Source organism: Myxococcus sp. CA023 (genome assembly GCF_010998615.1).
Classification (GTDB): Bacteria; Myxococcota; Myxococcia; order Myxococcales; family Myxococcaceae; genus Myxococcus.
In genome coordinates this window covers 1-18,671 of record NZ_JAAEAH010000122.1, presented here as the reverse complement: position 1 = coordinate 18,671, position 18,671 = coordinate 1, and the positions used below count along the sequence as shown (strand labels likewise).

Below are 18,671 nucleotides of genomic sequence, written 5' to 3'. Positions count from 1 at the left end.
CCACCGCCCCCACCCTCATCGAAAGCTCGCAGTCCGCCCACCAGGTATCGGCCGGGCAGACGGTCACCTTCCACGTCACCGGAAGGGATGACCTGGCGTGCCCGCTTCAGTTCTCCTGGGACGCCAGCTCGGGCACCGTGGGGAGTCCGGAGACCTCCGCCGCGACAAGTGATGTGACGTGGACAGCTCCGCACTGCGTGCTCTGGAGCTCCGAGGTCACCATCACCCTGACCGTCACGAACAACGCCCGGCTCTCCACCTCCAAGTCCTTCACGGTGTCCGCCCCGCGATGCCCGGGCCCCGTGGTCTCGGGTGGTGCCTCACACTCGCTGGCCATTCGTGGCAATGGCACCCTATGGAGCTGGGGGCACAACTCCTTCGGCCAGCTCGGCGATGGGACGAACACCACCCGCCACGCCCCCGTGCAGGTGCCGGGGTTGACCGACGCCACGGCCGTGGCAGGGGGCAACGCCCACTCGCTGGCCTCACGCGCCGACGGCACCGTCTGGGCCTGGGGGCTCAACGGCGGCGCGCTCGGTGATGGGACGACCACCACCCAGTACGCCCCTGTGCAGGTATCCGGGTTGACCGGCGCCATCTCCGTTGCCGCGGGCTCCAGCTTCTCGCTGGCCCTGGGCGCCGACGGCACCGTCTGGGCCTGGGGGATGAACGGGAACGGCGAGCTCGGCGACGGGACGACCACCGATCGCCTGACCCCGGTGCGGGTGTCTGGCTTGAGCAACATCACCGCGCTCGCCGCGGGCACCGGCCATTCACTGGCCCTGGGCGCCGACGGCACCGTCTGGGCCTGGGGACTCAACTTCCATGGCGAGCTCGGCGACGGAACGACCGTCAGCCGCCCCCTCCCCGTGCAGGTGCCCGGGCTGACCGGCGTCATCGCCGTGGCCGCGGGCATGTACCATTCGGTGGCCTTGCGCAACGACGGCACCGTCTGGGCCTGGGGGTGGAACCTGAAAGGTGAGCTCGGTGATGGGACGACCACCCAGCGAGAGAGCCCCGTGCAGGTGCCCGGGGTCACGGGTGCCATCGCCGTGGCCACGGGTGGCTACCATTCGCTGGCCCTGCTGAGCGACAACACCCTCCGGGCCTGGGGCAAGAACGAAGATCGCCAGCTCGGCGACGGGACGAATACCGACCGACATACCGCCGTGCAGGTCTCCGGGCTGACCGGCGTCACGTCCGTCTTCGCGGGCGGAGGCCATTCACTCGTCCTGCGTAACGACCAGGCGGTGTGGGCCTTTGGCTCCGATGTTTCCGGCCAGCTCGGAGATGGGAACACGCCGTCCGGCCACGGTCCCGTCCAGGTCTCCCTGCCGTGACACCGTGAGGGAAGCCGGTGCCCGGCGGTGGAACCGCGAGTCCGCCGCCGGTGCCCCTCCGGCGCGAGGTGGCGCACCGCATCGTCATTCGATGAGGCGTGGCGGGGGCTCAACGACTGGCGAAGGCCTTCTCGATGAGGAAGTCGCCGCGCTCGTGTGAGTCGCCTTCCTGAAAGCCGAAGCCTTCGAGAATGGTCGCGGTCTCCTTGATCATCTCGTGGCTGCCGCAGATGACGACGCGGTCGTGCTCGGGTGAGAGCGGCTTCGCGCGAAGCAGGTCGGTGATACGGCCCTGATTGCGGAACGGCTCGCGCGTGACCGTCGGAAAGTACGTCAGCTTCTCGCGCACGAGTTCACCGAGGTACGGGTCGTTCGGCAGCAGCTCTTCGAAGAACTTCGAGTACGAGAGGTCGCTCACGTGGCGACAGCCGTGCACCACGGTGACGCGCTCGAAGCGCTCCCAGGTCTCGGGGTCTTTCACCATGCTCAAGAACGGCGCGAGACCGGTGCCGGTGGCGAGCATCCACAGGTGACGGCCCGGCCTGAGGTTCGCGACGGTGAGCGTGCCCACCGCCTTCGTGCCCACGAGCACTTGATCGCCCGGAGCGACCTTCTGCAGTCGCGAGGTGAGCGGGCCGTCCTGGAGCTTGATGGAGTAGAACTCGAGCGTGTCGTCGTAGTTCGCGCTCGCCATCGAGTACGCGCGCATGAGCGGGCGACCTTCGACCTCGATGCCCATCATCACGAACTGACCGTTCTGGAATCGGAAGCCGCTGTCGCGCGTGCAGACGATGGAGAAAAGACGGTCAGACCAGTGTTGCACCGAGAGCACACGCTCGGTCGTGAAACCAGTGGCCATGGTTCAGCCTAGCTCCTTGTGAGTGGTGCCTCCATTGCCACGTGCCCGCCAGACTGTCGTCCTTTTGCCAATGCATTGGCACAAGGCCATCAAGTTGGCACGCGGGTCATTCGCGGCGCCATGACTCCTCGGAAGTCAGCCCGCGTCCCAGCTCGCCTGCCTCCAGCAACAGCGTGGCCAGCTTCCCCCTCATGGCGCCGCCCTGGAAGGCACCACTGCCCGGCCCACGTGAGGGACCGGGCAATGGCGGAGAAGGCTAGAGGCCGTCGTGGTAGCAGAAGCCGTGGCCGCGGTCGAAGCCGCCACCGGAGAGCGCGTAGTTCATGTAACCCAGCTCATCGCCCGGGCCACACTCGGAGCGGGCGCGGTGGTAGGGGTAGCACTCGCCCTTGCCGTCGCGGTTCAGGTCGGCACACACACCCCGCGCGCCCTCGGTGCCACAGTAATGCGCGAAGCCCAGGCTGCAGATCTCACCCGTCAGCGCGGGGTCGAACACGAAGCCGCTCTGCTCGAGGACGGACTGCTCGGTGCACAGGCCGTACACGCCGCACATGGTGCCGGAGGGGCAGCCGGGGTTGGGCGCCATGAAGTCACACGTTTTGAGGCACTGGGCGTTCTCCGACAGTCGGTCGGTGCAGGCGAAGCCCTGCTCGCAATCCGTCGAGGCCAGTTCGGACTCGCTCGCCGCCGCGGTCTTCGTGCAGGCCTCTCCCTGGACACGGGTCCCCAGCGCGCGCTCCAGCGTGCCGTCGGAGGCGACGTAGTCATCCGGAACGCAGGTGGTGTCCGGCAGGTTCGCCGTCAGCGAGCCCTGGCGAGGGTCGCACCCGTCCTGGCGCACCGTGTTCCACGTCGCGAAGCGAATCCACCGGCACTCGCCTCCCGGAACCACCGCGCTGCCCCAGTACGGCGCGTTGAGGGGCGGGGCATCCACCGACTCACGCAGCGTCACGTTCGTCAGCGCGCCAATGGTCTGATGCGGCGACACCTTCACCGCGAGCAGGAGCGTGCCCGCGTCGGCGACGAAGAACTTCTCCGCGGGCGAGCCCTCATCCTGATAGCCGAAGACGCAGCGATCACAGGTGAAGGTGTTGCCTCCACCCACGGACAGGTCATACAGGCCAGGCGCCGTGTTCACGTCCAGGCGGATGCGCGCCGGGTCCGGGAACGCCGGGTCGCCAAAGTTGTTGAAGTTGCCGCGGTACGTCGGCTGCGGTGAGTACATCGTCGGCGTCAGCCCGACGCCGTTGGCCAACTCCCCCATCGTGATTTCGGTGCAGCCCGTGGGAGGTTGGAGCTGCTGCGCCTGCGCCTTCACGGCCTCGATGGCTTCCTGTTCGGGCGCCGGCTTCTGCGCCTCCTGTCCACAGCCAACCAGACCGGCCAGCAGGACCGCGCTCCACCCCATTCCCTTCACGTTCGCTGCCTTAGAAACAGGGAACGACATATCGTGTCTCCGATTCCACTCAGACGATGTCTGAGCTTCTCTGCCCGGACGCGCCGGGACCTGGTGAACGCCATTTCACGTGATGTAGGTGAAGCAGCGCTTTGGCCGTCAACGGGCGAGATGGAGGTTCGAAAAGCAGGAATGCCGGCCTGGGCAATAGATTAGCGAAATCCCATCGCAAGTCGAAAGCCATACCAAGCTCAAGGAGGCGGACTGGTGCAACGGGGTTGAAAAAGGCCGCTGGAGGATGACACGCGGGCTGTGCGCTGGGTCGGACGCCCCTTGGAGCACTCGCCGGCCCGAATTCTGCTACGTGCTCAAGCCCCGGGCCAGTTGTCCTGGTGAGGTCGCGAGCAACCGCGCCACGGCGTGGAACACCGCGGCCGCATTGGCCGGATGCCTCACGTCCGCCGCGGGATTCAGGTGAGAGAGCCGACCCGCCAACGAATCCGGCCCGCGCACGTTCACCACCAGGACGAGTGGCCGCGTCTCCACTTCCACCGCCTCCGCCGCATTGGGAGCGGCGGTGGGGGCGTTGCCGAGCTCGCGTACGTCCGATGTCAGCAACTCCCCTACGTCCGGGAATGGCGCTCCCAGCTCCACCTTGGGGGTGCGTGCGCCCGCCGTGCCCAGGAGCCGACCACGCAGGAGAACGGCCACGTTCTCGTCCTCCAAATGCCATTTCAAGACATAGCGGATATTTAGAGTTAGCCGCCATATCCACGCTTCCACGATTCAATCAAAAACCACGACTGAACCATGAATACACGACGCAGCGCGCCGCCCCTGATGCGGCGGAGGCGGGACACGTCGCGCAGGCGCCAGACACCTCGGAACAGCCAGATGTGCAACTGGCGATACATCTGCAACGCGCATTCGCCACACAAACAGTGCGGGCCATCCGTCGGAGCAGCAGTTCCGGTCTCTCACCGCTCCGTGGCGTGTATCGGCCCGGATTCCCGTTGAAATGCCCCGTTCCAGCACGAGTCAGACACCTCTGGCCCGCTGCCGCGTCGCACGCTGTGAGTGAATCAATTTGTAATCAACGAGGCTCCTGCTAATCGTGTGTAGCAACTTTGCGAACAGGCCGTGACGAATGCGGTCCTCGTGACGGGCGCGGCGCGCCCGGAGCGACGGTCCCATGGGGGGACGGGGTCCTGCGCGGGAAACCGGCAGTACAGCCCTCCATGGTGGTGGGCTACCTGCCTTGGAAAGGTGGCACGCATGACTCGTGGTGCATCGCTGAAGAGAAGTCGTCGGACCGTCGCCCCCACTCACGACCGGAAGCGTGGCGTGATGCTGGGTGCGTTCCTGCTGGCGGGAGCAGCCTCGGCCGAGCTACCGGACTACACGTTCCAGTTGCAAGCGCGCACCAACCTGGCCGTCAACACGGAGGAGGGCTCCTACAACGTCGAATTGGGCAGCCTCACCTCCGCCGGCAGCTTCTTCATTCCCATCACCGCGGACCGGCAGGTGGCCTTCCAGCTCGCCATCACGCGGGAGGGACGTCCGGGCGTCTGGTACGGCCAGAACGGCGAGGGCGGCCGCATCTACCTGCTCCCTGACGGCCTGGGGCCGGATGCACGCCTTGGCGAGGTCAGCCTCAACTCGCACCGGCAGTTGGTCTTCTCCGTCACCGGGACGAATGACGCGTCGAAGAACGGCATCTACGTGCTGAACGCGGACGAACCAGACGCGCCGCCGCAGCTCGTCCGCGCGCCGCTGGGCGCCTCCAGTTGGTCCAGCCTGGTCATGAACGAGGCGGGGCAGATGGCCGCCCGCGTCACGCTGAGCACGGGCTACGCCTACGTGCTGTACACGCCCAAGGCAACGGGTGGCTTCGACGCGAAGGTTCTCGCGGCGGAGAAGTACGTCGACCCGGGCTACCCCTACACGTTCCTCTACTCCCCCGGCGCGAACGACGTGGGGCAGATCGCCGCGGCGGTGGACCTGCAAGCGCCCAACTCCAGCGCCTGGTACCAGGAGCTGCGCATCTTCAACCCGGATGGGACATCACAGGCCATCGCGGACACGCGCGGACACAACCCGGACTCCAACATCTTCCGCTTCGCCGCCGTGCAGCCCGCCATCAACAACCTGGGCCAGGTGGCCATCCAGGCAACGCTGCTGGAGGCGGCTGGGCGGCAGAGCACCGCCATCCTCCTGTGGGATGGCAATGAGCTGAAGGTGGTCGCGCAGAACGGAATGGAAGTGCCGGGCGAGCCTGGCGAAGCCATCGGGACGGTGGAGGTATTCCCGCCCGACATCAACGACCGCGGACACGTGGTCTTCCGGGCCACGCGCAAGTCGGACGGGTTCCGCGCGGTGTGGGTGAGTGACGGCGAGAACTTGAAGCGCGTGGTCACCGAGCACGACATCCTCCCCTCGGACAAGGGTGACGCCCGGGTGGACCAGGAGACCCCCAGCAACCCGGTGTTCTCCGGCATGCCGAGCATCAACCGCCACGGCGACATCAGCTTCGGCGTGGGCCTGGCCCCGCCGGAGACGGACCAGGTGGAATGGGGCACCGCCCTCTACATCGCCCAGTCCTCACTCTGGACGCCGGACGCCCCGGACGCGGGCACCGACCCCGAGCCCGACGCGGGCACCGAGCCCGACGCGGGCACCGAGCCCGACGCGGGCACCGAGCCTGACGCGGGCACTGAGCCTGACGCGGGCACCGAGCCTGACGCGGGCACCGAGCCCGACGCGGGCACCACCCCGCCGGACGCGGGCCCGGGTACCCCCGAGCCGCAGCCCAACCCGGAGTCGGACAGCGGCTGCGGCTGCCAGTCCACCTCGGCCGCCGGCCTCTGGCCCTTCGCGCTCGCGGGCCTCGTGGGCCTGACGCGCCGCCGCTCGCTGAAGCGCCGCGAGCAGGCCCCGCGCGACTGACGCCCTCTCCCTCCCTTTCGCGGGGGCGCGCCCGAAGGCGGCGCGGCGCCGCAACCGCTTCGCAACGTCGGGGGCGCGGCCCGTCTGGGTCGCGCCCCCCGTTGTCTCTCCCCTCCTCTCCGGAAGAACGATGCATCTCAGGAAGCAGTGGCTCACCCATGTCCTGCTGGCGTCATGTCTTGGCACCAGCGCCTCGGCCGCTCCACGGTCGAACTTCGACGCATTCCTCGCGCGGCCCGGCAGCACGCCACTCGCCGTGGCCGATGAGCAGGCCCATGCCCGCGGCCTGCGAATCGAGCACACGGAGGCGCGGCTCGGCGTCCCCTCCGTCCTCTGGTCCATGCAGTCCGGCCCGGGCCTGCAGACCGCGGCCCGCGCTGGGACCCGTCCCGAGGACGCGGCCCGCGCCTACCTGGGCCAGGTCGCGGACCTCTACCGGCTGAAGCGAGAAGACGTCTCCGCCGCGCCGTTGCAGTCCGTACACCAGACGGGCAAGGGCGCCGTCATCGCGACCTTCCGCCAGACGGTGGAAGGCGTGGAGGTGTTCCGCAGCGAGGTGAAGGTGGTGATGACGCAGGCGCTCGCGCCCGTGGCCGTCACTGGCTACCTGGCGCCGAGCGAGTTCACCCTCGCGGCCCGGCAGCGCACCGGCGCGAACGCCTTCCAGCGCTCCGCGGCGGACGCCGTGGCGGCGGCGTACACGGACCAGAGCGGCACCCCGCTGGGGGCGCACGCATTCGTCGCCGTGGACTCCCGCGGCGACTACACGCTGTTCGACTTCGAGCCCGGCGTGCGCACCGTGATGCCCGGCCAGCTCGTCGTTCCCGCGCGCGCGAAGAAGGTCTTCTTCACCCTGCCCGACGGCCTGCGGCCCGCCTGGTACGTGGAGGTCAACGCGGGCCCCAAGAGCAGCAAGGACTCGGACTACACCTCCTACGTCATCTCGGCCGTGGACGGCGCGGTCCTCTTCCGCAATGACCTGCGTGCCCACTCCGCGGAGCACACGTACCGGTACACCGTATGGGCGGAGACGGCCGCGCCGTATCGCCCGTTCGACGGCCCCCAGGGGTCCGCAGGCTCGCCCTTCCCCCGGCAGGAGCTGGACGGCTACGACGCCCCGCTGGACGTGGCGCCCAACGTCGTGGAGCTGCAGAACAGCCCCTTCTCGCGGAACGACCCGTGGCTGCCCGCCAACGCCACGCAGACCGTGGGCAACAACGTGGACGCCTACGCGGACCTGGTGGCGCCGGACGGCTACCAGCCAGGCGCGGACCTGCGCGCGGACATCACCGGTGAGCGCGCCTTCAACTACGTCTACGACCCCCACCGCGCCCCGGGCTCCAGCATCGAGCAGATGAAGGCCTCGGTGGTGAACCTCTTCTTCATCAATAACTTCCTGCACGACTGGTACTACGACGCGGGCTTCGACGAGGCCTCCGGCAACGCGCAGATGAAGAACTTCGGCCGTGGCGGCATCGAGGGTGACCCGCTGCGCGTCGAGGGGCAGGACTACAACGGCCGCAACAACGCCAACATGGCCACGCCAGCGGACGGCATCTCGCCCCGCATGCAGATGTACGTCTTCGACGGCCTGCCCCTCCTCCAGGTGACGGCCCCCGCATCGCTGGCCCGCAGCTACGTGAACGGGGACAGCCGCTTCGGGGCCCTGGAGTACACGCTGGACGGTCCGGTGCGGGTGCTCGCGCCCACGGGGCGGACACTCGGCTGCACGCCCTTCGCGGCGGGCACGTTCGCCGGCCACGTGGCGCTGCTCGACCGCGGCGCCTGCGACTTCGTCACCAAGGCGCTGAACGCGCAGGACGCCGGCGCCATCGCGGTCCTCGTGGCCAACACCAATGCCGGTGAGGGCCCCCTCTCCATGAGCGGAGACGACACGCGCGTCACCGTGCCCGTGGCCTCCATCTCCCGGGAGGCGGCGGACCTTTGGAAGGCGGAGGTGGCCGCCAACGCGAGCACCGTCCAGGTGCGCATGCACCGCTCCAAGGACCTGGACCGTGACGGCACGCTCGACAACACCATCATCGCCCACGAGTGGGGCCACTACATCAGCAACCGCCTCATCGGCAACGCCAACGGCCTCACCAACAATCAGGGCCGCTCCATGGGCGAAGGCTGGGCGGACGTGCACGCGCTGCTGATGATGGTCCGTGAAGGCGACGACTACGCGCGCGGCGCCTACGCCGTCGGCGGCTACGTTTCGGGTGGTGGCGGCGGCGACGGCTACTACTACGGCGTGCGCCGCGCGCCTTACGCCACCGCGCCGACGCTGGCGGCGAGCCGCAACGCGCTGACCTTCCGGCACATCGAGAACGGCAATCCCCTGCCGACGAGCCACCCGCTCGCCTACGGCCAGACGGGCCTCGGCAACTCCGCCGTGCACAGCAGTGGCGAGGTGTGGGCCTCCATGCTCTGGGAGTCCTACGTGTCGCTCCTCCAGGCCCACCCCTTCCAGGAGGCCCAGGACCGCATGAAGCGCTACCTGGTCGCCGGGTACAAGGCCACGCCTGTCTCCCCCACCTTCCTCGAGGCGCGCGACGCGCTGCTCGCGGTCACCGCCGCGAGCGACCCGGCCGACTACCAGCGCTTCCTCCAGGCCTTCGCCAAGCGCGGCGCCGGCATGGGCGCGAAGGCGCCGGACCGTGACTCCATGGACCACGTGGGCGTGGTGGAGAGCTTCACGGCGGGCAACGCCATCGAGGTCACCTCCCTGCGGCTCGATGACGCCCTGGAGGGCTGTGACAAGGACGGCGTGCTCGACGTGGGCGAGACGGGCCTGCTGCGCGTGAGCGTGCGCAACGTGGGCAGCGGTTCGCTGAGCAGCTTCTCCGGCACCGTCTCCACCACCAGCAGCACGGCCTCGCTGGAGTTCCCCTCGGGCAACACCCTGACCTTCAGCTCGATGGGCCGCGCCGGCACGGCCACCGCCACCCTCCCGGTGAGGCTGGCCGCCGCGCAGCCGAACGCACACGCCGGCCTGCGCATCACCTTCGACGAGCCCTCGCTCCCCGCCAGCGCGAGCAGCACGACGTTTGACCCACGGGTGAATTACGACGAAGTGCCCGGCGCGGCGGCGGAGGACGATTTCGAGGGCTCCCTGTCGTCGTGGACCTCGTCCACGTGGCTCAACCCCTACGGCGAGGCGGACTGGAAGGTCCAGGGTCCGGAGGGCGGGCGCTACATGCACGCGCCCAACCCGGCGGTACAGGCGGACCTCTTCCTCACCTCCCCGTGGATGAAGGTGAATGAGACCGGCTCCTTCACGTTCAGCTTCCGCTACCGCCACTCGTTCGAGTCCGAAATCTACCCCGGCGGCTCCATCTTCCCGTACTACGACGGCGCCGTCCTCGAGTTCACCCACGACGGTCTGCAGTGGTTCGACATCGCCGCGATGGGCGTGACCTCCATCTACACCATCGACCCGACGGACGGCTCCCCGGGCTACATCGAGCAGGGGCCCAACCCGCTGATGTACCGCAACGCATGGGTGGGTCAGAACGTCACGCAGGAGAACGGCAGGACGGTGCGCTTCCCGGAGTGGTCCACCACCGAACTGCGGCTGGCGGACATGCTCGCCGGTAAGAACGTCCAGTTCCGCTTCCGCATCGGCACCGACACCGCGGTGGGCGCGTACGGCTTCGACCTGGACGACGTGCGCTTCACCAACGTGGAGCGCATGCCCTTCGGCGGCCGGGTGGACGAGCAGGGCGACGGCACCACCTGCAACCAGCGGCCGGTGGCCAACGCCGGGCGTGACATCGGCAGCCCCAGCGCCCCGGTGTACGAACGCGCGAGGAACGCCGAGACGGGGGCACTGGAGCTCGTGCGCCACACGCTGGACGGCACCGCCAGCTATGACCCGGAGGGCCAGCCCCTCACCTACCACTGGACGCAGGTGAGCGGGCCGGCGGTCACCCTGGTGAACGCGGACACGGCCACCCCGTCGTTCACGGCGGATGTGCCCGACGACTCCATCCTGACGTTCGAGCTCGTGGTGCGCGATGGCCTGGAGACCAGCGCGGCACACCAGGTCCGGGCCTGGGTGCTCAACGTCAACCGCGCCCCCACGGCGGTAGTCACCGCGCCGGCGGAGGTGGCGGAGTTCTCCTCGGAGCCCGTGACGCTGGACGGCCGCGGCTCGAGCGACCCGGACGGGGCAGCCATCACCTACAAGTGGACGCAGACGTCCGGCCCCGCCGTCGCGCTCAAGGCGGCCTCCGGCGCCACGCCGAGCTTCAAGGTGCCCGAGGTGGCCGCCGATACGCAGCTCACCTTCACGCTGGTGGTGAACGACGGCAGGGCCCAGAGCAATACGGCGACCGCGACGGTGACGGTGCGCAACGTCGACCGGGCCCCCGTGGCGGATGCGGGCTCGGAGCAGGTGGTGGACCCGCTGGCCACCGCGAGCCTCAGCGCGACGGCGGTGGACCCAGACGGGGATGCCCTCACCTGGACGTGGCGTCAGGTGGAGGGACCCGCGGTGGAACTGCAGGGAGCCGACACGGCCACCCCGTCGTTCACCGCCCCCGAAGTGCGGGCGGAGACGGTGCTGCGCTTCGAGGCCGTCGCCAGCGCGAACGGGCTGTCCAGCGCCCCGATGACGGCGACGGTGACGGTGCGGCACGCCAACAAGGCGCCCCAGGCCCTTCCGCGGCTGGTGGGTGACGCTCGGCCGGGGGCCCAGGTGACGCTCGACGCGTCCGCGTCCAGCGACCCGGATGGCGACGCCCTCACCTTCGGGTGGAAACAGGTGGCGGGCCCGTCCGTCACCCTCTCCGCCTCCGCGGGTGAGAAGGTGACGTTCCGCGCGCCCGAGGCGAAGCAGGCCGTGACGCTGCACTTCGAGCTCACCGCGACGGACGCCCGCGGCGGCGCCAGCACGGCGGTGCTCGGGGTGACGGTGCAGCCGTCCTCCGGAGACTCCTCGGGTGGCTGCTCCAGCACGGGCGGCTCATCGCCAGGGCTGCTGCTCTCCCTGATTGGGTTGCTCGCGGGAGCCGTTCGCACCCGGCGACGCGCGTAGTGGTCATCCGTCCCCCTGTCGCGGTGGAGGGTTTCGCTCCTCCGCGCGGGGGGCACCGATGAAAGAGGGCCGCGCCCCCTGGACGGGAGCGCGGCCCTCGCTACTTCAGGGGTGCGTCGCCAGCCTGACTACGGCCGGGCCGGGTTCTCCTCGCCGAAGCTGGACGTCGCCGAGACGGACCAGTCCGCCATCGAGCGGGTGTTGGCCCCCTGATGGCGGAACACGCTCTGGGTGTTCTCCTCCACCACGCCCCAGTCCACCGAGACGTCGAGCGCCGTCAGCGGAGCGCTGTCGTAGGCGCAGGGCACCGGGGTGGCCGTCTCACCGCGGCAGTCCACCGGACGCCAGTGGCCCTCCTCCTGGGCGGCCCGGAGGACGACGGGGTAGTTGGGTGGGCGGGCGGCGGTCATGCTCTTGTGGGAGAAGGCCACCACGTCCTGCGTGTCGCCCTGCGGATTCGCGAGGCGCAGCAGACGGTCATTGAAGGTCGGATGGCTGCTGGTCCCCGTCACGACGTCCCACGCCCCCGGGTAGAACGTTTCGTACGTCTTCTCGTCCTTGGACAGGGTGTCATTGCCCGCCGCGAGCTCGGCCGAGTTCGGACGGAAGTGGATGACGATGAGGTCGCCCGCGGCCACCGTCACGTCCGGCAGGGTCGCCAGCCGGGACACACTGGTGGCCTCCTCGGTGAGCGTGATGCCCTCGATGGCCCCTGCCGTCACGGCCTTGAGCTCGATGAGGTCGCGGTTGTTCGTCGCGGAGACGCCCGTGGTGATGTTCGGGTTCACCTCGTTGATGACGAGCAGCGCCGGCACCCGGTAGCCCTTGAAGGTGGCCGTCCCACTCACGCTGACGCCGGTGTAGCTCTTCACCGACGGGTCCACGGACAGCGTGTACTGCCTGCCGGGCTCCTGCGCGGTCGTGGTGAGCACCAGGGTCTTCCCGTCGAGGGTGTAGGCCGAGGCGGTCAACCCGCTGTCACCGAAGGTGAACTGGGTCGCCACGTCCGCGACGGTGCCCGGGTCAATGCCAGGCTCGAAGGTCACCCGCAACTGCGTGGGCGACAGCGGGACCATGGTCTGCACCTTCAGGGTGACCGCCGTTTCCGAGCAATCCACCGAGAAGTCCGACAGCGAGAAGGCCGTCACCAGGGGCATGGGGTAATACGGCGTCTGGGGATTGGGGGTGTTGGTCGCGTCGTCGTAGCGCCACATCACGCCCGACTCGACGGAGACCCGGCAGTTCAGCCCGACACCGACGAGGTCCGCAAGCTCGGTGGGCATGCGCAGCCGCGGCCCCATGCCGCCCGTGATCGGGGTCCCGTCCATCGCGAACTGCGCGATCTTGAAGCCAATGCCCGCCTGCTTGCCGGTGCCCGCCGTGGTGGTCACCTTGCCGGTCACCCGGACGAGCCGACTCTCATATTTGTCGAGGTTCGCCACCGCGTCGTCGGTGACGTGCGTCACCAGGCCGCCGTCCGCCGCGAGCTTCCGCACGGGGTGGCCCGAGCTCAGCTTCTGGAAGTCGGAGATGACGCTCGCGGTGTCCAGCTTGTAATCCGCGGCGGTGTTGCCGGACTGGAGGAGCTTCGTGAGCACCTTGAAGGAGACCCGGTCCCCCACGGCCACCTGCACCGCGTCGGAGTGGCTGACGAACAATGCGGGACCTTCCGCCGTGGCCTGCACGAAGAAGCCGCGGGGCTCAGCGGTATCCGGAGTGATGGCGGTGACGAAGGCGCCGTGGAGGGACAGCGGCTCGGGCAAATCGCCCGTGGGGGCCGCGTGGAAGGCCGCAATCTGGGCGTTCGCCTCGTCGAGCCCCGTCAGCGCCTCGCACCTCCCAGCGGCGTTGCAGCTCTGCTGCGCGGTGCACTGGCTGTTGTCGATGCACGCCACGCACTCGCCCTGCCCGTTGTCCCGAGCGGTGTCGCACAGTGGCGTCTCACCACCACACTGTGCGCTCTCGGTGCAGCCGCACACGTTGTTGTCGCTGCACACCGGCTGGGCATCGTTGGCGCAGTGGCTGTTCTCCAGGCACTCCACGCACACACCCGGGGCCCCGGGCTTGCACTGCGGCGTGCCCTCGGCACACTCGGCGTTGGTGCTGCAGCCCTCACACACGCCGAGACCGCCGTTGCCGCCAGCGTTGCAGGCCTGTCCCGGCAGACAGCCCTGGGCGCTGCCATCGGCGCCCTCGAGACACGTCTTGCAGCTCTTGCTGGTGATGTCACATACAGGCGTATCACCGCCGCACTGCGCGTCGCTCAGGCACTGGACGCACACGCCACGTCCGTTGTCCGCCGCCTCGTCGCACACGGTACCGCTGCCACATCCCGCCGCGCAGGGAGAGTCGTCGGGCACGCATTTCTCCTCGACGCACACGTACGGGGTCGCCCCCGTCGACGCACAGTCCGATGAGGTCTCGCACTCGGGAGAGCAACCCGTCACCCCGAGGGCAACGGCCAGCACGCCGAGTGCAGCCAAGACACTTCGTTGTCTGCTCATGTTGGGTATCTCCAGGTTGGCTGCGCAATTCTCATACGCTCCGCCGCAGCAAGCGTCCATGCACTTGGCCGCTAACGCGGGCCCGTGGATGTGTCCCGCTCCGGAGTCACACCGTTCGTGCATCGGGAACCGTCGGCGAGTGCTGATGGCACGCGTGGCTTTGGTGGCCCCCTCAGCGGATATCGCCGCCACTGAATGTGTTTAGATAGGGAGTGAAGCCAGGCCCGTGACTCATGGAAGGCCGGAGCAGCCGTGTTTCATCGCCCGCAGTCCCACCAGCCCTCCCTGGAGGGGTCCGGCGCTGGAGGTAGCCAGCTTCGTGCAAGGAGCGGCAGCCACGCCTTTGGCCGTTTCCGCGCAGCAATTGCTCCCACGAATGTCGCGGTGGATCACACCTCGGCTGAAGTGATGTCCAGGGCGCCAGCGGGCGAATGTATTCCCTTCGATTCTGCAGAAGGGCCCTGAACATTGCGGATTCACGGCCCTTCGTCGTTTCGGCCTCCATCACGGCCTGACGCGCCGCCTCCATCCAAACCGAGGTTCGTGATTCTCGATCAGCCCTCACGGCCAACGTGAGTGAGACAGTCCGTACCCGGTAGTCTAGTGTGCAGGGCGACCCAGGCAGGGACGATGAATCCGGTGGTGAAAGAGGCTCGGGTTGGGGAGACCGAGGTGGTGGAGAAGGCGAAGCGTCGTCGATTCACGGCGGAGGACAAGCGGCGCATCCTCGATGAAGCGGACCGCTGCACGAAGCCCGGTGAGGCGGGAGCGCTGCTGCGCCGCAAGGGGTTGTACTCCTCGCTCTTGAGTGTGTCGCGACGCCAGGTGATGGGCCTGCGGCGAGCCACCTCCTACCGGAACCTGCGGCCGAAGCAGGGGCTGGCCCGAGGACGCCGTCAGCCGCGGGCCTTGTCTCCCGAGCAGCGGGCCGAGGTGCTCACCGTGCTGCATGAGCCGAGATTCGCGGATGCGGCGCCACCGTCCTCGAGGCCGCCTTCGCCGCTCACCCCGAGCGATTCCCCACGGTCCTCCGAAGCCCCAGGCCCTTCCGAACGCCGTATGGATCAACGACCCCGCGCGGCTTGCCACCGCACAGGCGGCTGCGCACTCATCTCTCAGTTTCACTGTCTCATTCACGTTGACAGGTTCCGATGGACTGCATCGGGCCTGGCTACGAGACTGGCGCATGTTTGAACGCCATCTTGCTCTCTGGGGCCTGACACCGGACGGAGCCCCCATTATCACCCGCGGCGCCCGTCTCCTTCCAGTTCTCTGGCAGGGGATGGCAGCCATGCTCAGGGTCTCTACGGAGCCCGAAGAGAAACTCGGCGGCGTTCTCATGTCGTGGTGGGGCGGGGACGTCGCCGCCCGCGTCCTTGCTCAGGCTGACGATGCGCTCCTTCTCGAGCGCGCACAGGGTGGGCGTTCGCTCGCTGAGATTGCACGCTGTGGACGCGATGACGAGGCCACTCGGATCATCTGCGACACCCTAGCAGCGCTACACGCACCTCGACCCAAGCCTCTTCCCGAACTCACTCCCCTGTTCGTTTTGTTTCGCGACCTGGAGCCGGCGGCTGCGACTCATGGGGGGCTTCTTTCTCAGTCGGCACGGGTTGCCCACTCTCTTCTTGCCAGTCCGCAGGAGGTTGGTGTCCTCCATGGCGATATGCACCATGACAACATCCTGGACTTCGGCGCACGCGGCTGGCTTGCCATCGACCCCAAGGGACTGCTGGGCGAGCGTGGCTTCGACTACGCGAACCTGTTCTGCAACCCTGACGTCGGTGCCCCGACTCATCAGGTCGCCACCGTGCCTGGTCGTTTCGCGAAACGGTTGGAGATTGTCGTCGAACGGTCGGGACTGAGTCGCCGACGCATTCTGCAATGGATTCTTGCTTGGACTGGACTGTCCGCTGCTTGGTTCATTGGCGACGGCGAGAGCCCTGCCGTCGTCTTCCGTATCGCTGAACTGGCGATAGCCGAACTCAACCGCTGACCTCGCCCCTGCATTGGAGTTGCTTCAGCTTCGTTGAGTCCGTTCAACTGTGGGAGAAGACCCAACGATGCCGAGACTGAAGCCCCCATGCCCTGCGGAGTTCCGCGCCAGAATGGTCGAACCGGCCACGGCGGGGAGACCGACGAGCAGCCTGGTCGAGGAGTTCCACGACCCGACACCACGGTGTGCAACTGGGTGCGGCAGAGCGAACTCGACGCGGGCGTGCGCGAGGACGGCCTGACGACGGACGAGAAGCAGGAACTGGCCCGGCTGCGGCGCGAAGTGAAGGTGCTGCGGGAGGAGCGTGACATCCTCTCAAAAGGCGCGGCCTGGTTCGCGCAGGAAGGCGTGGGGACGCCCAAGAAGCGTTCCGATTCGTGAGCGAGAACTAATGCCCTGGCCAGATGATCTCTGCTGGCCGCGACCCTCGGAGAATGAGGGCCGGAATCACGAGGACGCGGGATTAGGGCGACTGCGTGACAATGGCCTTGGCGCTCTCGGTGGCATGCGGCCAGCCCCTCATCAACTGGAAGTCCCCATCCGTGCCGGGCGAGATGGTGTTGTGGCAGTTGATGCAGCCGTGGAGACTCTTGGCATCCTCGACGGGCGCTGAGCGAATGGGGGCCGCGTGGCTCCCAACCTGTTCCACAGCGCAATGACGGCCCCATGCCGAGGCCCTACTCAGTCGGCCCCTACTTCTGCTTCTTGGGGTCCGCCTCCCATACGGGAGGCGGTGGCGGCTCGTCATCGCCACTCATGAGCTGGACCTCCTCATCCTCCTCGGCGCTCGCGGGCTCCCCCAGGAGCCTTTGTTTTTTGTTTCTCGACGGCGCAACCTGTCCCGAGCCCGAGAACGCCGCGGTCCCCCAGTCCACTGGGCTCATCTCATCGGTGTCGTCGTCGTCCTCCTCCTCCTCGTCCTCATGGACGAAGCCGCGCTCCTTGCGCTTGACTCCCCTGGAGTTGTCCTCCAAGCCCTGCCACTCCTCGATGCCCTGCATCGAAGCGTCGTCCTCGACGACCTGCTCCTGCGACGCCGCGCTCCAGACGTAGACCTCCGTACAACGCCAGCACAACGCCTCCAGGCGCTCGCGCAGATAATCCAGCGTCCGAGGAGCGTGTTTGTCGAGCTTCCCCAACTCCGTGCCAAGAACGATGCGCCTCTCATCGTCTCGTTCGAGCACGAGCCTGCGGTACTGGCCGCTCTCCACCTTCTGGGTGAGCACGTCCAGGTCCTCGTCGAGCATCGCCTTGTTCTTCTCGTAGTCCTTGTCCGACAGCAGCCCCGTCTCAGGGGAAGTCGCGCCGGAGAAGAGCAGCGTCCTCAACGAGACGACGTTCGGCTGCCCCAGGACGCTCGTGCTGGAGACATCTCCCATGGAGGCCGCCTGGCTCATCACGACCGAGACCTCTTGCACGTGGAGGTCCGACGCCTGCTGCCGCACCACGGTAGGCACGAGCGCGTTCACCTGCGAGACGACCAGCACCGTGCCCAGGTGCTTGTTTGCCCAGTCGATGAGTTCGTCGATCTTCTTCGTCAGGTGCGCCCACGTCCTGGGCGCCTTGCCCGGCAACCCGGCGACTCCCGTCCCGATGTCCACATGGCCCCGCGAGTGGTTCCACGGCACCACCAGCGTGGTGTACTTGCCGCTCTTCAGGAGTTGGACGGCCTCGGAACAGTCCTCATCGATGGCCTGCTGGTTCTTCGCGAGGTCCGTGTCCTCCATCCCCTTGCCCGGCACCCAGCACGTGCGAATCCCGAGCGCGTTCGAGTTCATCCGGATGACGGCCTGAGTGTTCGGCTGGGGGTATTTGGCCTTCTTCGCGACGGCGTTCTCCCCGAAGAGGAAGAGCGCGTGTGGGTGGTGGGTGGGTGTGTCGAACTGGAAGAAGCACGTGTGAGGCCACTTGCAGACCGGGCCCACGGTGGGCGGAGCCGACGTGGGGGTGGCGCTCTTCGTCGACATCGCCGCTGAGCGCGGAGGCTCGTCCCTCATCGAACCAGGCTGGGGTGCCGGCCCCTCGTCGCGGCGGCGGCGCTCGCTGAGCGCCGCCAGTCCGGCGGGGAATGCCGCGGCCGCGGGAAGCGGCGCATCCGCAGGCCCCACCGCCTCGTAGTGTGCGTTGCCCAGGTTCACCAGCCGGAGCAGCGGCCGCGCCGCGTGTCCCTCGGTGCGCGGCACGAAGTCCACCAGGTCCGTCCAGTACGAAGTCGCCCCCGTCCGGGCGAACATCTCGAAGCGCACCTGGAACAGGTGGGACGCCGCCGCCAGTACCACGTGGTCGCCCCAAACCCTGTCCCGGCTCATGGCTCGCAGGTACTGGCGCCAGGGGTCCATGCCCGCAACCCGGCGATAGGCGGGCTCCTGCGGCCAGGCCTCACGGTGCCAGTCGAGCAGCAGCCCCATGTCCTGCCGGAACGTCGCCGCCGTCGCGGGCCCCACCATTCCCCCGTTGTCCAGCGACTGCCCGGCGAGCAGGTCCTCCAGGTGATTGACCACCACCTGACGCACCTCGCGGTGGTGCTCCTCGGTGCCGAAGAGCAACTGGGACAGCGAGCGGAACAGACAGTCCCCCCCGCCCGCGTTG

Annotated in this window: 10 protein-coding genes; 5 read left to right on the top strand and 5 right to left on the bottom strand. The window is 68.2% G+C overall.

Features of this window, described 5'->3' with window-relative positions; genetic code table 11:
* The coding region (locus F8M74_RS35150) for an RCC1 repeat-containing protein (protein WP_163884710.1) at window positions 1-1,340 on the top strand (1,340 nt) is incomplete at its 5' end.
* Window positions 1,341-1,449: 109 nt separating this feature from the next.
* Here the strand turns inward: F8M74_RS35150 and F8M74_RS35145 are convergent.
* The 3 genes from F8M74_RS35145 to F8M74_RS35135 form a co-directional block, all read right to left on the bottom strand.
* On the bottom strand, window positions 1,450-2,199 hold the full coding sequence (locus tag F8M74_RS35145) for a ferredoxin--NADP reductase (RefSeq protein ID WP_141254744.1): 750 nt from the start codon (window positions 2,197-2,199) through the stop codon (window positions 1,450-1,452).
* A 256-nt stretch (window positions 2,200-2,455) separates the two neighbouring features.
* Window positions 2,456-3,646: a hypothetical protein gene (locus F8M74_RS35140; RefSeq protein WP_141254745.1), complete on the bottom strand. Its 1,191-nt coding sequence runs from the start codon at window positions 3,644-3,646 to the stop codon at window positions 2,456-2,458.
* A 309-nt stretch (window positions 3,647-3,955) separates the two neighbouring features.
* Entirely contained in the window at window positions 3,956-4,306 is a 351-nt protein-coding gene (locus tag F8M74_RS35135; RefSeq protein WP_194857000.1) for a hypothetical protein, read from the bottom strand.
* Window positions 4,307-4,942: 636 nt separating this feature from the next.
* Here F8M74_RS35135 and F8M74_RS35130 point away from each other — a divergent pair.
* Window positions 4,943-6,541, top strand: a complete 1,599-nt coding sequence (locus tag F8M74_RS35130) for an MXAN_5453 family MXYO-CTERM-anchored protein (RefSeq protein WP_301340634.1) — start codon at window positions 4,943-4,945, stop codon at window positions 6,539-6,541.
* Between the two features lie 130 nt (window positions 6,542-6,671).
* Window positions 6,672-11,582 carry a myxosortase-dependent M36 family metallopeptidase gene (locus tag F8M74_RS35125; RefSeq protein ID WP_141254747.1) on the top strand — a complete coding sequence of 1,637 codons (4,911 nt, stop codon included), beginning with the start codon at window positions 6,672-6,674 and terminating at the stop codon, window positions 11,580-11,582.
* 128 nt (window positions 11,583-11,710) lie between these two features.
* On the opposite strand, the gene F8M74_RS35120 is transcribed toward F8M74_RS35125, so the two are convergent.
* Entirely contained in the window at window positions 11,711-13,942 is a 2,232-nt protein-coding gene (locus F8M74_RS35120; protein ID WP_141254748.1) for an Ig-like domain-containing protein, read from the bottom strand.
* Between the two features lie 1,330 nt (window positions 13,943-15,272).
* Here F8M74_RS35120 and F8M74_RS35115 point away from each other — a divergent pair.
* Together F8M74_RS35115 and F8M74_RS35110 are read left to right on the top strand one after the other, a co-directional pair.
* The gene (locus F8M74_RS35115; protein ID WP_141254750.1) at window positions 15,273-16,082 is read left to right on the top strand and encodes an aminoglycoside phosphotransferase family protein; all 810 of its coding nucleotides are present in this window, start codon (window positions 15,273-15,275) and stop codon (window positions 16,080-16,082) included.
* Between the two features lie 195 nt (window positions 16,083-16,277).
* Entirely contained in the window at window positions 16,278-16,463 is a 186-nt protein-coding gene (locus F8M74_RS35110) for a hypothetical protein (protein WP_141254751.1), read from the top strand.
* Between the two features lie 311 nt (window positions 16,464-16,774).
* Here F8M74_RS35110 and F8M74_RS35105 read toward each other — a convergent pair.
* The coding region (locus tag F8M74_RS35105; protein ID WP_368669195.1) for an OTU domain-containing protein at window positions 16,775-18,671 on the bottom strand (1,897 nt) is incomplete at its 5' end.

Excerpts from the sequence above, each read along its gene's own strand:
- F8M74_RS35145 (WP_141254744.1), bottom strand. The coding sequence starts at position 2,199 with ATGGCCACTGGTTTCACGACCGAGCGTGTGCTCTCGGTGCAACACTGG.
- F8M74_RS35140 (WP_141254745.1), bottom strand. The coding sequence starts at position 3,646 with ATGTCGTTCCCTGTTTCTAAGGCAGCGAACGTGAAGGGAATGGGGTGG.
- F8M74_RS35130 (WP_301340634.1), top strand. The coding sequence starts at position 4,943 with ATGCTGGGTGCGTTCCTGCTGGCGGGAGCAGCCTCGGCCGAGCTACCG.
- F8M74_RS35125 (WP_141254747.1), top strand. The coding sequence starts at position 6,672 with ATGCATCTCAGGAAGCAGTGGCTCACCCATGTCCTGCTGGCGTCATGT.
- F8M74_RS35115 (WP_141254750.1), top strand. The coding sequence starts at position 15,273 with ATGTTTGAACGCCATCTTGCTCTCTGGGGCCTGACACCGGACGGAGCC.